This window comes from Variovorax sp. GW822-FHT04A09 (genome assembly GCF_058801005.1).
In genome coordinates this window covers 346,033-360,188 of record NZ_JBXAMV010000003.1, presented here as the reverse complement: position 1 = coordinate 360,188, position 14,156 = coordinate 346,033, and the positions used below count along the sequence as shown (strand labels likewise).

The following is a 14,156-nucleotide window of genomic DNA, read 5'->3' as shown; positions in this document are numbered from 1 at the left end:
GTCACAGGCTCAGGTCTTCCAAGCGCCGTCGTGGGCTGCCGCCGCTTCATCGATGAGCGCGGGCCCGATGCACTCGATCGGATGCGGCGAGGCGCGGAACACGTCGCGGCACGACAACTCAGCGTCGCGCTGGTCCTGCCGCTCGCCGCGGAACACGCGCAGCCGCTGCGCGTCGATGCCGAACACCACGCGGCCGATGTTGGACCAGAAGATCGCGCCCGCGCACATCACGCACGGTTCGCCCGAGGCATAGAGCGTGGCGCCCGCCAGCTCCTCGCGCGTGAGGCCGCGGCCGGCCAGCGCGCGCAGCGCGTTCACTTCGGCGTGCGCGGTGCAGTCGCCGGTTTCGGCGTTGCTGTTCGCGGCCTCGGCCAGCACTTCGCCGGCGGCCGAGACGATGACCGAACCGAAGGGCCGGTTGCCGCGCCGGCGCGCGGCGTGCGACCACACGATGGCCTTGCGCAGGTAGCGGCCGTCGCGCTCGTCGAGCGTGGTTTCTTCGGGGAGGGCGGGGATGGGGCTGTCAGGAAGGTTCATGCCTTGGGTGCGGGAAGAAGGCGCTCGCTGCGCGCAGGCAGCATTGAGCTGTTGAAGAGGGCGTCGGCCGAGGGCCGCATCTTCAGGCCGAAGGTGTCGGCCACCTCGTCGACCTGCTGTTCGAGCGTGAGCTTGCGGATGTCGCCCAGCCCGTGGCCGCGCGTGTCCGCCGCGCCCACGTACTGCGCCGTGAGGCCCCAGCGTTCGAGTTCGACCTTCTCGTCCAGGATCGGTTCGCGCTGGCGCATGGCCGCGATGCTGGGCACCGGGTTGGCAAAGGTCTCGACGATGGCGCGGTTGGTGGCGCGCAAGAAAGCCGCCACCACCTTCGGGTTCTGCGCGATGAGGTTGCTGCTCGCCAGGATCGCGTTGCCGTACAGGTTGACGCCCGCGTCCGCGTACTTGAGCACCGAGAGCTCGTCGGCCTTCATGCGCGCGAAGAGCGAGACGGCCGAGTCGTGGAAGTAGGTGGCGGCATCGACGTCGCCGCGCACCATCACGTTGTCGCGCGCGCTGAAGTCGGTGGTCTGCCACTGGAAGGCGTCGCCGCGCATGCCCTGTTTGCGCGCCACCATCGGCCAGGCGCGGCGCGTGGACTCGACGGCAGCGGCCGCCACCTTCTTGCCCGTGAGGCTCTTGAAGTCGGTCGTCACGCCGCGGTCCTTGCGCCCGATGATCACGAACGGTGCACGGTTGTAGTACTGGTACACGGCCTGCACCACCGGCGTGCCCGGGTTCTGTGCGTTGAACTCGACCAGCGAGCTGATGTCGCCCAGGCCCAGCTGGTAGACGCCGCTCGCGATGCGGGTGATCGACGCGACCGAGCCGGCGCCGGTGTCGATCGTCACGTCCAGCCCCTCGTCGCGGTAGTAGCCCTTGGCCTGCGCCAGGAAGAAGGGCGCGGTCTGGCCGTTGATGCGGAAGTCGAGCGTGAACTTGAGCGGTGTGAGCTTGCCGCCCTGCGCGAACACGGCAGGGGCGGCGAGGGTGGCGGCAGCGGCGGCAAGGAAGGATCGGCGTTGCATGGTGGGGCCTCGGAGTCGGTGGTCTTGACGGATGCCTCCCACCGGGGGCGGGAGGCGCCTCAAGAGCAATTTCCGGGCGGGCGCACGGGGTTGGTGCGTGCGCTGCTGAACGCTTCTACTCTTGCTCGCTGTCTTGCATGAGGCATGCCAGGGTGCGGCGCTCGGGCATGGCAGCGTGGGGGTTGGACGCGCGACAAGGGCGGGCCACAATCCGGGCGCGCTAATTGCAAGTCGATCGGCGCAGAGTAGAAGCGTTCAGCCTCGCGCATGCCTTTCATCAGGCATGCCGACGAAGCAGGAAATTGCTCTTTCACGTTCGTCCCCCCACGCAACAACGAAGGAGTTCGCCCATGCTCGTCACCCGACAACCCGTCTTCCGCAAGTTCTGGCATGCCGTCATGCCGCTCACCGAACTGGCCCACGGCCCCAAGCCCTTCCGGCTGCTGGGCGAAGACATCGTTCTGTTTCTCGACGCCGATGGCCAGCCGGCCGCGCTGCGCGACCGCTGCTGCCACCGCACCGCGAAGCTTTCGAAGGGCTGGTGCGTGGATGGCGAAGGCAAGGCCTGCGGGCAGGGCGCGATCCAGTGCGGCTACCACGGCTGGACCTACGACCGCAGCGGCCAGGTGGTGCGCATTCCGCAGTACGAGCCCGACCGCAAGATTTCTCCCGAGTACAAGACCACAGCCTACCCCTGCACCGCGCGCTACGGCTACGCCTGGGTGGCGCTGGAAGCGCCCATCGCCGACATCCCGGTCATTCCCGAGTTCGACGATCCGGGCTACCGCACCATCTTCCAGTTCTACGAGGAGTGGCAGACCAGCCCGATGCGCGCGCTCGAAAATTCCTTCGACAACTCGCACTTCAGCTTCGTGCACCGCGCCACCTTCGGCGTGGCCGCAAGCCCGAAGCCCAGCAAATACGAACTGGTGGAAAACGAATCGGGCTTCCATGCCGAAACGGTGATCGAAGCGACCAACCCGGTGAAGTTCCACGCCATCAGCGGCGTGACCGACGCGATCACCACGCGCCACATGCGCAACGCCTACTTCCTGCCGTTCGCGCGCCGCCTCGACATCGAGTACCCGAGCGGCATCCGCCACATCATCATCAACTGCTTCACGCCCATCGACGACGGGCGCATGCAGCTGTGCCAGTGGCTGTTCCGCAACGACACCGAGGCCGACTGCGCGGCGCAGATGCTGATCGACTTCGACGAGGAGATCACGCGCGAGGACAAGGACATCCTCGAATCGACCGACCCCGATGCGCTGGTCGACACGCGCCGGCGCGGCGTGGAGTACTCGATGGAGTCCGACCGGCCGGGCATGCTGATCCGCAAGCACCTGATGCAGCTGCTGGCCCGGCACGGCGAGGCGGAGGTGCACCGGGGCATGACGATCCCGATCGCGAAGGCCGCCTGAACGGGCTACCGCTGCGGACCCATGTGCGCGTGGCCCGCAGCGGTCGGACGCTCAGGCCTTCACGAAGGCACCGTGCAACCCCAACGGCAGCGCGTAGGGCAGCGTCGCCTGCGCCACCGGCCCGGCGGCCAGGTGGTCGGCGGCAAAGCACGACAGCACCGTGCGCTGCCGGCCGAAGTCCAGCGCCGTGCCCAGCACCCAGCCGGCCTTGGCGCCGTCGGGCACGAAGACGTGCTCTTCCACGATGGCCTGCGCGCCGTAGCTGAAGCGCTGGCTGCGTCCGCTCTCGATGTCGGTGCGCGCAACGGCGCCGAAGCCGGGCACGTCGGCGCGCGTCTGCGTGGCGTGCACGACCTGGCGGTGGCGCAGGCCGACGCGGCGCGGGTCGATGCGCGGGAACTCGGCTTCCAGCGGCAGTTCGCGCTGCGTGGCCTTGCCCGTTCCCAGGTCGAGCGTGGCGACGGTCAGGCGCGGTTCGTTGCGGCGCACGCGGCGTGCGCGCATCACCTCGCGGTTGCTGGTGAACACCGACTCGGCGTTCTGCGTGCGCACGTAGTCGATGTGGATGCGCGCACCGCGCGGCGTGTCTTCTTCCCACGCATTGCCGACGTGGAACAGGAAGCCGGCCGGCAGCTCCAGCAGATGGCGCTTGTCCCAGTCCTGCTTGTCGACCACCAGCGCGCGCATGCCGAGTTCGGGCCGCCAGACGTGGGCGTCGAGAAAGCTCGCGCCGGCCTCCTTGCGCTTGCTGTCGTACACCAGCGGCGGCATGAGGAACACGAGGTGCCGCGCGGTCACGGCGAAGTCGTGGACCATCGGCAGCTCGGGCACCGGCACCACGGCCGCGCGGCGCAGCGCGCCGCCGGGTGCGATCTCGTACAGCGCCAGCAGGCTCTGGCCCGAGCTCACGCCGAAGTTCCACACCGTGCCGTCCGGGTCGACCTTGGGGTGGGCCGAGAAGGGCATGCCCGCGAGGTCGGTGCGCCAGGTCTTCACGCCCAGCGTGTCGAGCGTGCGCGCATCGATGCGCGTGGCCGAGCCGCCTTCCCACAGCGCCAGCACCTCGCCCTGCATCGGCAGCACGCTGGTGTTGGCGACGTTGATGGCGTCGGCCGAGGTGGGCGGCTCCACGCCCGGCGGCATGGTGCCGAAGGCTTCGGTGAGGTGGCGGCCGGCCTTCACCTCGGCCAGGCGCTTGGGCGTGGCGACGTAGCGGCCCTGGTGGCGCACGTCGGCGCCTTCGATGACGAAGCGATGCACCATGCCGTCGCCGTCGAACCAGTGGTGGTAGCGCTCGCCGCCCAGGTCGTGGCCGGCCGGTCCGATGCGAAACAGCGTGCCGGCGACGGCGTCGGGAAAGCGCCCGCGCACGGTGGCGCGGGTCAGGGGCAGGTCGCCCGGGGGCGTGGCGAAGCCGATCTTCCAGGGCGCGTCGGCGGCTTCGAATTGGGCTTGCCAGTCGTCGGTGGTGCCGGCCGCGCGTGCGAGCGGGGCGAGCAGGGGCAGGGCGCCGGCTGTGGCCAGCAGGCGCAGGAGTTCGCGTCGTTCCATGGCCGTGTCTCCTCAGCGCAGGTGGATGACGGCCTGCGCGTCGGCGTCGATGCGCAGCGCCGCGGCCTCGAAGTCGGGTGCGCCGCGGTTGCCCTTGGCGTCGTTCGAGAAGCCGTAGCGTTCGATCGGCATGCCCACCAGGTTGGTGTCGAGCTTGCCGTTGCCGTTCTCGTCGGCGAACACGCGCAGCGCATAGCGGCCCGGCGCCAGGTCGGTGAAGACGAAGCGGGCCTTGCCTTCGCGCAGGGGCGCGGTCTGCGAGGCGAAGGCCTTGCTGTCGGCGTAGCTGGCGGCGTCGTTGTACAGCGCGACGTAGAGCGTGGCGCCGGCGGCCGGGCCGTCGGCGATGCGCAGGTTCAGGTCGGCGGCCAGGGCGCCGAGCGGGGCGAGCGCGGCAGCGGCGATCAGGCCGCGCGCGGCGGGGCGGGAGAGGAAAGCGGGAAGGTGCATGGCAGGCCTCGTGGTGGGTGGAGGGCCCGACGATCCCGCAGTCGCCGGGCGGTGCCCAGCGTCATGCGACGGAATGCGCGAATGCGCGCGCGAAATGCGCGCAGAGGGAGTGAACGCCGCGACCCGAGAGGGTCGCGGCGCCGTGTCAGGCCTTGTCCTGCCCGTCCTTCGTGGCCTGCGCGGCCTCTTCGGTCGCGTGCCCCGTGCCCACATGGCCCGAGTCCGCGAAGAGGCTCCAGGCCGCCATGAACAGCGCCGCGATCACCGGTCCGATCACGAAGCCGTTGATGCCGAAGATCGCCATGCCGCCGATGGTGGACATCAGCACGATGTAGTCGGGCATCTGCGTGTCCTTGCCCACCAGCACGGGGCGCAGGATGTTGTCGACCAGGCCGATCACGAACACGCCGATGAAGATCAGCACGCCGCCCTGCCAGAAGTGCCCGGTGGCCAGGTAGTAGATGGCCACGGGGCCCCAGATCAGCGCCGCGCCCACGGCCGGCAGCAGCGACAGGAAGGCCATCAGCACCGCCCACAGCAGCGCGCCCTGCACGCCCAGGAACCAGAAGGCCAGCCCGCCGATGGTGCCCTGCGCAATGGCCACGGCCACGTTGCCCTTCACGGTGGCGCGGATCACGGTGGTGAACTTGTTCAGCAGGTAGTGCGTGTGCGGCTTGGCCAGCGGCAGCGCGTCGCGCATGGTTTTCGACAGCGACGTGCCGTCGCGCACCAGGAAGTACAGCAGGTAGAGCATCACGAAGAAGCTCACCACGAAGTCGAAGGTGTTCTGCCCGATGGCCAGCGCCTGGCTGGCGATGAGCTGGCTGGCCTGGCCCGCGATGGCCGAGACGCGCGCCTGCCAGGCCGCCATGTCGCCCAGGTTGAAGCGCTCCACGATGTTCAGCAGCCACTGCGGCGTGGCATTCAGGATCTGCTGGAAGTAGGCCGCGAAGTTGATCTGGCCCGAGCGGATGCTCTGGGTGATCAGCGCGATCTCCTGCACCAGCGACACGCCCACCATCGCCAGCGGCAGGATCACGATGAAGAGGCAGATCGCCAGCGTGGACATCGCGGCCACGTTGCGCCGGCCGGGCATCTTCTTGAGCAGCCACTTGAACAGCGGCGTGAACAGGATCGCCAGCGCCACCCCCCAGAGCACCGCGCCGAAGAACGGCATCAGCACCCACAGAAAGGCGACGGTGACGGCGGCAAGCAGGGCGAGGAAGACGCCGCGCTGGAGTTGGGGAGAGTTCATAAGTGTCTCGGACTGTAGCCGAGCCGGAACCCGCCGCCGTGTCAGCCGGCGCGCCCTTGTGCGGCGCAGCAGGGTTGCCAAGGAAAAACGCCGCGGGCGCAAGGCCGGCGGCGGGTGTCAGCTATGCAATCGATAGCTGATGGCGGCACAAATGCACAGCTTCAACGCCTGGCCGCGCGCGGCAGCGCCACCGGCGCCAGCGTGGCGCGCAGCCGGCTCGGCGCGTCGGGCTCGGCGGTGGCGTCGACCTCCAGCGCCCGTTCGACATTGCCGATGTGGTCGAGCATGAGCTGGCGCGCCTGCTCGATGTTGCCGGCCTCGAGCGCCTCAACGATGGCGCCGTGCTCCGCGCACGACTGCCCGGCCTCGTGCTTCGATTGGTAGAGCGTGGCCGCCAGCGTGGTGCGTGCCGTGAGGTCGCGCAGCACGTCGACCAGCAGCTGGTGGCCCATCTGCTCGGCCAGGCAGACATGGAAGTCGGCCAGCAGGAAGGCGCGCGTGGCGGCGTCGGCGCCTTCGATGGCGCGCTGCTCGTCGGCGATGTGGTCGCGCAGCTTGCGGATCACCTGGCCCAGGGGCCGGCCTTCGCTCGCGGCCAGGATGCCGGCCTCGACGATGCGGCGCGCCGAGAAGGCGTCGCGCGCTTCTTCGGCCGAGGGCTCCACCACGTACCAGCCGCGGCGCGACTGCACCTCGACGAAACCGCGCGCCTGCAGCTGCATCAACGCCTCGCGCACCATGGTGCGGCTGACCGAGAAGTTCTCGGCCAGCGCCTGCTCGCCGAGCCGGTCGCCGGGCGCGAGCTTCTGCGCGAGGATGGCCTCGACGACGCGTTCGGCGATGGCGGTGGGGCTGACGTCGGCGGGCATTTTTTTCAGTGAGCGGTGGAAGCGGCGGTGCCGGTGTTTACCACGGGCGTCTCGGCCAGCGGCTCGTCGTCGGGCGAATAGGTGCCGTTGAGCACCGCGTGTGCGCGCTCGCGGTCGATGTCGCCTTCCCACGCCGCGATGGCCACCGTCGCCACGCAGTTGCCGATCAGGTTGCCCAGCGCGCGGGCGATGCCCATGAACCAGTCGACCGACAGCACCAGCACCAGGCCGATGGCGGGAATCGCCGGAATCGCATGCAGTGTGGCCGCGAGCACCACGATGGCCGAGCCCGGCACGCCGTGCGCGCCCTTGGAGGTGACCAGCGCGATCGCCAGGATGGTCAGCAGGTCGGCCATCGAGATCGGCGTGTTGGTGGCCTGCGCAATGAACACGGCCGCCAGCGTGATGTAGATCGAGAAGGCGTCGAGGTTGAATGAGTAGCCCGTGGGAATCACCAGGCCCACCGTCGAATCGCGGATGCCCATGCGGCGCAGCTTGGCCATGATCTGCGGCAGCACGCTGTCCGACGAGGTGGTGGCGAACACGATGGCCAGCTCTTCGCGCAGGTAGCGCAGCAGCTTCCAGAGGCTGAAGCCCGACATGCGCATCACCAGCCCGAGCACCACGAACACGAAGACCAGCACCGCGCCGTAGAAGAGGGCGACCAGCATGCCCAGCTGCTTGAGCGAGCCGATGCCGTACTTGCCGACCGTGAAGGCAATGGCGCCCAGCACGCCCAGCGGCGCCAGCTTGATGATGATCCCCATGATCTTGAACAGCACCAGCGAGAGCGCATCGACCACCGCCGCCACCGGCGCGCCGCGATCGCCCAGCAGCGACAGCGCGCAGCCGAACAGCACCGCGAACAGCAGCACCTGCAGCACGTCGCCGGTGGCGAAGGCGGCCACCACCGTGGTGGGAATGAGCTTCATCAGGAACTCGACCGTGCCGCCGCTCGTGAGCTTGTCGGCGTTGGAGGCGTAGGCGCTCATGGCGCTGGCGTCCAGCGCCTTGGGGTCGACGTTCATGCCCACGCCCGGCTCGAACACGAAGGCCAGCACCAGGCCCATCGCCAGCGCGATGGTGGTCAGCACCTCGAAGTAGATCAGCGCCTTCACGCCGACCCGGCCCACGCGCTTGAGGTCGCCCGCGCCGGCGATGCCATGCACCACCACGCAGAACACCAGCACGGGAATGATCATCTTGATCAGCTTGATGAAGCCGTCACCCAGCGGCTTGAGCTTGGCGGCGAACTCGGGCGCAAAGAGGCCGACGAGCACGCCGATCACCAGTGCGATGACCACCTGTCCGAAGAGCGATTTGGCAAAGCGAGGCATGGAAATCTCCTGTCGTTGTCGTGTCGAGGTTTTGCATGCAAGGATCGCTTTTTCTTGCATACAAGAACTGTAGGCAAGAAGATTGCAGGGGGTTCAGAGGGTATTCCCGGGGCGTTCCGGTCGACGGGGTACCCCCGCCGCGCGCCGGGGCGGTGAGGCCTGTGCGGGGCGGCTACTCGATGAAAAGCAGCGCCGGGCATTCGAGCGAAGCCCGCACGGCCTGCACGAATTCGGCCGCCAGCTGGCCGTCGACCACGCGGTGGTCGAAGGAGGAGGACAGGTTCATCATGCGGCGCGCGACCACAGCGCCGCCCAGCATCACCGGGCGCTGCACGATGCGGTTGACGCCGACGATCGCCACCTCGGGCGCATTGATGATCGGCGTGGAGGCGATGCCGCCCAGCGCGCCCAGGCTGGTGACGGTGAGGGTCGAGCCGCTCAGCTCGTCGCGCGTGGCCCGGCCCGCGCGCGCGGCGTCGGCCAGCCGGGCGATCTCGGTCGCGCTCGACCAGAGGTCGCGCGCCTCCGCGTGGCGCAGCACCGGCACCATGAGGCCGGCCGCCGTCTGGGTCGCGATGCCGACGTGCACCGCGCCGTGGCGCGTGAGCACGCCCACCTCGTCGTCGAAGCGGGCATTGATCTGCGGGAAGCGCGGCACCGCCAGCACCACCGCGCGCACCAGCAGCGGCAGCAGCGTCAGGTGCGCCCGCTCGCCGCCCCAGCGTTCGTTGATCCGGGCGCGCAGCAGCTCCAGCTCGGTCACGTCGACCTCCTCGACGTAGGTGAAGTGCGGAATGCGGCGCATCGCGTCCTGCATGCGCTGCGCGATGCGGCGGCGCACGCCGGTCACGGGCACGGCCTCCTCGTCGTGGCGCTCGGCGTAGCGCGCGGCATCCGGCGCCGGCGGACCGGGCCGGCGCAGCAGCCAGGCGTCGAGGTCCTCGTGCAGGATGCGGCCGTCCGCGCTGCTGCCCGGCACCTGCCGCAGATCGATGCCGAGGACCGCCGCCCGATGGCGCACCGCGGGCGCGGCGAGCGGCTTGCTGCCTGAGGCGCGCGCGCGTTCGGCCGGTGCCGGTGCAGGCACTGCAGGCGCCGGCGCCGATACGGTCGGCACCGCCTCCCGCGCCTCGCCGCCACCCGCCACGTCGATCCGGATCAGCTCCGCGCCCACCGCGATCTGCTGCCCCACTTCGCCGCCGAGCGCGAGCACCCGGCCCGCGACCGGCGAGGGAATCTCGACGGTGGCCTTGTCGGTCATCACGTCGGCCAGCACCTGGTCTTCGGCCACCGTGTCGCCGGGCTGCACGCGCCACGCCACCAGCTCCACCTCGGCAATGCCTTCGCCCAGGTCCGGCACCTTGATCGTGAGCGTGCCCATTCAGTTCTCCATGGCGCGGCGCAAGGCCGCACCGACGCGCGCCGGGCCGGGGAAGTAGGCCCACTCCTGCGCATGCGGGTAGGGCGTGTCCCAGCCGGCCACGCGCCCGATCGGCGCTTCCAGGTGGTGGAAGCAATGCTCCTGCACCAGCGCCGTCAGCTCGGCGCCGAAGCCGCTGGTGCGCGTGGCCTCGTGCACGATCACGCAGCGGCCGGTCTTCTTCACCGAGGCGACCAGCGTCTGCAGGTCCAGCGGCCACAGGCTGCGCAGGTCGATGATCTCGGCGTCGATGCCGGTCTCGCGCGCGGCCGCTTCGCAGACGAAGACCATGGTGCCGTAGCTGATCACCGTCAGGTCGGCGCCGGGGCGGAACACCGTGGCCGACTCCAGCGGCACCGTGTAGTAGCCCTCGGGCACCTCGCCCAGCGGATGCGCCGACCAGGGCACCAGCGGCCGGTCGTGGTGGCCGTCGAACGGGCCGTTGTACAGCCGCTTGGGCTCCAGGAAGATGACCGGGTCGTCGTTCTCGATCGAGGCGATCAGGAGGCCCTTGGCATCGCGCGGATTGGAAGGCATCACCGTGCGCAGCCCGCACACGTGCGTGAACAGGGCCTCCGGGCTCTGGCTGTGCGTCTGGCCGCCGTAGATGCCGCCGCCGCAGGGCATGCGGATGGTGATCGGCGCGGTGAAATCGCCCGCCGAGCGGTAGCGCAGGCGCGCCGCCTCCGACACGATCTGGTCGTAGGCAGGATAGACGTAGTCGGCGAACTGCACTTCAACCACCGGGCGCAGGCCGTAGGCGCCCATGCCGATGGCCGAGCCGACGATGCCGCCCTCGTTGATCGGCGCATCGAACACGCGCGAGCGGCCGTACTTGGCCTGCAGGCCTTCGGTGCAGCGGAACACGCCGCCGAAGTAGCCCACGTCCTGGCCGTAGACGATCACGTTGTCGTCGCGCTCGAGCATCACGTCCATGGCGGAGCGCAGGGCCTGGATCATGGTCATCGAGGCCATGGCCGTCACCCCTCGGACGCCAGCTGTTCGCGCTGGCGCTTCAGGTGCTCGGGCATGTCCTTGTAGACGTCCTCGAACAGGGCGGCGTCGCCCGCGACATGCCCGTCGGCCATGGAGCCGAAGCGCTCGGCCTCCTTCACCGCGGCGTTCACCTGCGCCTGCATGTCGGCCTGCGTCTGCGCGTGCTCCTGCTGCGACCAGGCGCCGATCGCCGTCAGGTGCTGTGCCAGGCGCGCGACCGGATCGCCCAGCGGGAAATGCGCCCAGTCGTCGGCCGGGCGGTAGCGCGACGGGTCGTCCGAGGTCGAATGCGCGCCGGCGCGGTAGGTGACCCACTCGATCAGCGTCGGCCCCAGGTTGCTGCGGGCGCGCTCGGCCGCCCAGCGCGAGGCCGCCAGCACCGCGAGGAAGTCGTTGCCGTCGACGCGCAGCGAGGCGATGCCGCAGCCCACGCCGCGCGCCGCGAAGGTGGTGGCCTCGCCGCCGGCGATGGCCTGGAAGGTGGAGATCGCCCACTGGTTGTTGACCACGTTGAGGATCACCGGCGCGCGGTAGACATGCGCGAAGGTCAGCGCCGTGTGGAAGTCGGACTCGGCGGTGGCGCCGTCGCCGATCCAGCCCGAGGCGATGCGCGTGTCGCCCTTGATCGCCGAGGCCATGCCCCAGCCCACCGCCTGGATGAACTGCGTGGCCAGGTTGCCCGAGATCGAGAAGAAGCCGGCCCGCTTCATCGAATAGCACACCGGCAGCTGACGCCCCTTGAGCGGGTCGCGTTCGTTGGACATCAGCTCGCAGGTCAGCTCCAGCAGCGTCACGTCGTCGCGCGCCAGCAGCAGGCCCTGCTGGCGGTAGGTGGGAAAGCACATGTCGCCTTGTTGCAGCACCAGCGCGTGGCCGGTGGCGATGGCCTCTTCGCCCAGGCACTGCATGTAGAAGGAGATCTTCTTCTGCCGCTGCGCGATCAGCATGCGGGCGTCGAAGGCGCGTGTCTTCATCATCGCGCGCAGGCCGCGGCGCAGCAGCTCGGGGTCGGCCGGCGGCGCCCACGGGCCGACGGCGCGGCCTTCGTCGTCGAGCACGCGCACCAGCGTGTAGGCCAGGTCGCTGGTGTCGGCCGGCGATGCGTCGACCGGGGGTTTTCGCACCTCGCCGGCACGCGACAGGTGCAGGTAGGAGAAATCGGTCTCGTGCCCCGGCCGCCCGGTGGGCTCCGGTACATGCAGACGAAGAGATGTGCCTTGGCTCATCGCGTTGTCTCCGCGCTCGATGGCATCGCGCGCCACCACAGCCTAGCGAATTTCGGGCGCGGGCGCAGCCGGTCAAGCGCGTGTTTCGCGGGCGCCCTAGGCGCAGGGGCGGGGAGGGGCGCGCGGCCCGCGCCGGCACCCGTGTCTTCCCCCTTGCCTTTCCCGGCGCGCCTCTGCACTGTCCGTCCACCCTGTGGCCCGCGGCGCATGAACAACCTGGAACCTCCACCTCCTCTTTCCGAACCCGGCCGCGGTGCGCCGCGGGCGAAGGCCGCCGATGCGGCCGGGTGGCGCCGCTGGCTGCCGGGACTGCGCACGCTGCGCGGGTACGAGCTGGCCTGGCTGCGGCACGACATCGTGGCCGGGCTGGTGCTGACCACGATGCTGGTGCCCGTCGGCATCGCCTATGCGCAGGCGTCGGGTGTCCCCGGCATCCACGGCCTCTACGCGACCATCGTCGCGCTGCTCGCGTACGCCGTGTTCGGCCCCAGCCGGATCCTGGTGCTGGGCCCGGATTCCTCGTTGGCGGCCCTCATCCTGGCCGTCGTCCTTCCGCTGTCGGGCGGCGACCCGCAGCGCGCCATCGCCCTGGCGGGCCTGATGGCGATCGTGTCGGGCGCGGTGTGCATCCTCGCGGGCGTTGCGCGCCTGGGCTTCGTCACCGAGCTGCTTTCCAAGCCGATCCGCTACGGCTACATGAACGGCATCGCGTTGACCGTGCTGATCAGCCAGCTGCCCAGGCTCCTGGGTTTTTCGGTCGAGGGCGACGCACCGCTGGCGACCCTGAAGGCCATCGCCGTGTCGGTGATGGAGGGCAAGACCCACGCGACCACGCTCATGGTCGGCGCGGGCACCCTGGCCGTCATCCTGCTGCTCAAGGGCCGCCGGCGCGTGCCGGGCATCCTGATCGCCGTGGTGGGCGCGACCGTCGTTGTTGGCGTGCTGGGCCTGGCAGCTCGCGAGGGAGTGCCGGTGCTCGGCGCCCTCCCGCAGGGCCTGCCGGCGTTCGGCATCCCATGGATCACGGCCGCCGACATCGGCCCCGTGCTGATCGGCGGCTGCGCCGTCGCGCTCGTCTCGTTCGCCGACACCAGCGTGCTCTCCCGGGTCTATGCGGCGCGCACCCGCACGCACGTCGACCCGAACCAGGAGATGGTGGCGCTGGGCGCCGCCAACCTGGCGGCCGGATTTTTCCAGGGCTTTGCCGTCAGCAGCAGTTCGTCGCGCACCCCCGTGGCCGAGGCCGCGGGCGCCAGGACCCAGCTGACCGGCGTCGTCGGCGCGCTGGCCGTTGCCCTGCTGCTGGTGGCGGCGCCGGACCTGCTGAAGAACCTGCCCACCAGCGCACTGGCCGCGGTCGTCATCGCATCGGCCATCGGCCTCATCGAGATTGCCGACCTGCGGCGGATCTACCGCATCCAGCGCTGGGAGTTCTGGCTGTCGATCGCCTGCACGGTCGGCGTGGTCGTGCTGGGCGCCGTCGAGGGCATCGGCCTGGCCATCGTGATCGCGGTCATCGAATTCCTGTGGGATGCCTGGCGCCCCTATTCCGCGGTGCTGGGGCGTGCCGACGGCGTCAAGGGCTACCACGACATCACGCGCTATCCCGACGCGCGCCTCATCCCGGGCCTGGTCTTGTTTCGCTGGGATGCGCCGCTGTTCTTCGCCAATGCCGAGCTGTTCCGCGACCGGGTGGGCGACGCCATCGCGTCGTCGCCCGTGCCGGTGCGCTGGCTGGTCGTCGCGGCAGAGCCCGTCACCAGCGTGGACGTGACCTCCGCCGACATGCTGGCCGAGCTGGTCGACAGCTTGCGCGACGCCGGCATCCAGTTGTGCTTTGCCGAGATGAAGGACCCCGTCAAGGACAAGCTGAAGCGCTTCGGGCTCTTCGCGCGGCTGGGCGAAGCCGCGTTCTTTCCGACCGTCGGTGCCGCCGTCAGCGGGTACCTCAAGACCCATCCGGTGGAGTGGGTCGACTGGGAAGACGAGGGGCGCTGAGCCCTTGCGGCCCGCGGCATGCGCCTCCCATGGATGGGGGAGGCGACGTTTCGGGGCGGCTCCTAGCA

At 69.9% G+C, this 14,156-nt stretch carries 12 protein-coding genes; 2 read left to right on the top strand and 10 right to left on the bottom strand.

Annotated features, from left to right (window positions below; genetic code table 11):
* Positions 1–9 precede the first annotated feature (9 nt).
* Positions 10–537: a nucleoside deaminase gene (locus AC1RLW_RS18120; protein ID WP_307586455.1), complete on the bottom strand. Its 528-nt coding sequence runs from the start codon at positions 535–537 to the stop codon at positions 10–12.
* Positions 534–1,562, bottom strand: coding sequence for an ABC transporter substrate-binding protein (locus tag AC1RLW_RS18115; RefSeq protein ID WP_493194317.1), 1,029 nt, complete (start codon positions 1,560–1,562; stop codon positions 534–536). Before AC1RLW_RS18115 ends, AC1RLW_RS18120 begins: the two co-directional genes overlap by 4 nt.
* Before the next feature lie 350 nt (positions 1,563–1,912).
* On the opposite strand from AC1RLW_RS18115, the gene AC1RLW_RS18110 reads away from it, so the two are divergent.
* Positions 1,913–2,986 carry an aromatic ring-hydroxylating dioxygenase subunit alpha gene (locus tag AC1RLW_RS18110; RefSeq protein ID WP_493194315.1) on the top strand — a complete coding sequence of 358 codons (1,074 nt, stop codon included), beginning with the start codon at positions 1,913–1,915 and terminating at the stop codon, positions 2,984–2,986.
* Between the two features lie 51 nt (positions 2,987–3,037).
* Here the strand turns inward: AC1RLW_RS18110 and AC1RLW_RS18105 are convergent, their stop codons facing one another.
* From AC1RLW_RS18105 to AC1RLW_RS18070, 8 genes are all read right to left on the bottom strand, one after another.
* Complete coding sequence (locus AC1RLW_RS18105) at positions 3,038–4,537, bottom strand: carotenoid oxygenase family protein (protein WP_493194314.1); 1,500 nt, start codon at positions 4,535–4,537, stop codon at positions 3,038–3,040.
* A 12-nt stretch (positions 4,538–4,549) separates the two neighbouring features.
* Positions 4,550–4,987, bottom strand: coding sequence for a DUF2141 domain-containing protein (locus AC1RLW_RS18100; protein ID WP_493194312.1), 438 nt, complete (start codon positions 4,985–4,987; stop codon positions 4,550–4,552).
* Between the two features lie 145 nt (positions 4,988–5,132).
* The gene (locus AC1RLW_RS18095; RefSeq protein WP_493194310.1) at positions 5,133–6,242 is read right to left on the bottom strand and encodes an AI-2E family transporter; all 1,110 of its coding nucleotides are present in this window, start codon (positions 6,240–6,242) and stop codon (positions 5,133–5,135) included.
* Positions 6,243–6,403: 161 nt separating this feature from the next.
* Positions 6,404–7,111: a GntR family transcriptional regulator gene (locus AC1RLW_RS18090; RefSeq protein WP_307637258.1), complete on the bottom strand. Its 708-nt coding sequence runs from the start codon at positions 7,109–7,111 to the stop codon at positions 6,404–6,406.
* 5 nt (positions 7,112–7,116) lie between these two features.
* A complete protein-coding gene (locus AC1RLW_RS18085) occupies positions 7,117–8,448 on the bottom strand; it encodes a C4-dicarboxylate transporter DctA (protein ID WP_493194308.1) in 1,332 nt (443 codons plus the stop codon).
* Between the two features lie 172 nt (positions 8,449–8,620).
* On the bottom strand, positions 8,621–9,829 hold the full coding sequence (locus AC1RLW_RS18080; RefSeq protein WP_493194307.1) for a dihydrolipoamide acetyltransferase family protein: 1,209 nt from the start codon (positions 9,827–9,829) through the stop codon (positions 8,621–8,623).
* Positions 9,830–10,843, bottom strand: a complete 1,014-nt coding sequence (locus tag AC1RLW_RS18075) for an alpha-ketoacid dehydrogenase subunit beta (protein ID WP_062472230.1) — start codon at positions 10,841–10,843, stop codon at positions 9,830–9,832.
* A 5-nt stretch (positions 10,844–10,848) separates the two neighbouring features.
* Positions 10,849–12,090 (bottom strand): 3-methyl-2-oxobutanoate dehydrogenase (2-methylpropanoyl-transferring) subunit alpha, encoded by a 1,242-nt coding sequence (locus tag AC1RLW_RS18070; protein WP_493194305.1) that lies wholly within the window; start codon positions 12,088–12,090, stop codon positions 10,849–10,851.
* 207 nt (positions 12,091–12,297) lie between these two features.
* On the opposite strand from AC1RLW_RS18070, the gene AC1RLW_RS18065 reads away from it, so the two are divergent.
* A complete protein-coding gene (locus AC1RLW_RS18065) occupies positions 12,298–14,088 on the top strand; it encodes a SulP family inorganic anion transporter (protein WP_493194303.1) in 1,791 nt (596 codons plus the stop codon).
* Positions 14,089–14,156: the final 68 nt, after the last annotated feature.

Coding starts and splice junctions, on each gene's coding strand:
- AC1RLW_RS18120 (WP_307586455.1), bottom strand. CDS start 537: ATGAACCTTCCTGACAGCCCCATCCCCGCCCTCCCCGAAGAAACCACG.
- AC1RLW_RS18115 (WP_493194317.1), bottom strand. CDS start 1,562: ATGCAACGCCGATCCTTCCTTGCCGCCGCTGCCGCCACCCTCGCCGCC.
- AC1RLW_RS18110 (WP_493194315.1), top strand. CDS start 1,913: ATGCTCGTCACCCGACAACCCGTCTTCCGCAAGTTCTGGCATGCCGTC.
- AC1RLW_RS18105 (WP_493194314.1), bottom strand. CDS start 4,537: ATGGAACGACGCGAACTCCTGCGCCTGCTGGCCACAGCCGGCGCCCTG.
- AC1RLW_RS18100 (WP_493194312.1), bottom strand. CDS start 4,987: ATGCACCTTCCCGCTTTCCTCTCCCGCCCCGCCGCGCGCGGCCTGATC.
- AC1RLW_RS18095 (WP_493194310.1), bottom strand. CDS start 6,242: ATGAACTCTCCCCAACTCCAGCGCGGCGTCTTCCTCGCCCTGCTTGCC.
- AC1RLW_RS18090 (WP_307637258.1), bottom strand. CDS start 7,111: ATGCCCGCCGACGTCAGCCCCACCGCCATCGCCGAACGCGTCGTCGAG.
- AC1RLW_RS18085 (WP_493194308.1), bottom strand. CDS start 8,448: ATGCCTCGCTTTGCCAAATCGCTCTTCGGACAGGTGGTCATCGCACTG.
- AC1RLW_RS18080 (WP_493194307.1), bottom strand. CDS start 9,829: ATGGGCACGCTCACGATCAAGGTGCCGGACCTGGGCGAAGGCATTGCC.
- AC1RLW_RS18075 (WP_062472230.1), bottom strand. CDS start 10,843: ATGGCCTCGATGACCATGATCCAGGCCCTGCGCTCCGCCATGGACGTG.
- AC1RLW_RS18070 (WP_493194305.1), bottom strand. CDS start 12,090: ATGAGCCAAGGCACATCTCTTCGTCTGCATGTACCGGAGCCCACCGGG.
- AC1RLW_RS18065 (WP_493194303.1), top strand. CDS start 12,298: ATGAACAACCTGGAACCTCCACCTCCTCTTTCCGAACCCGGCCGCGGT.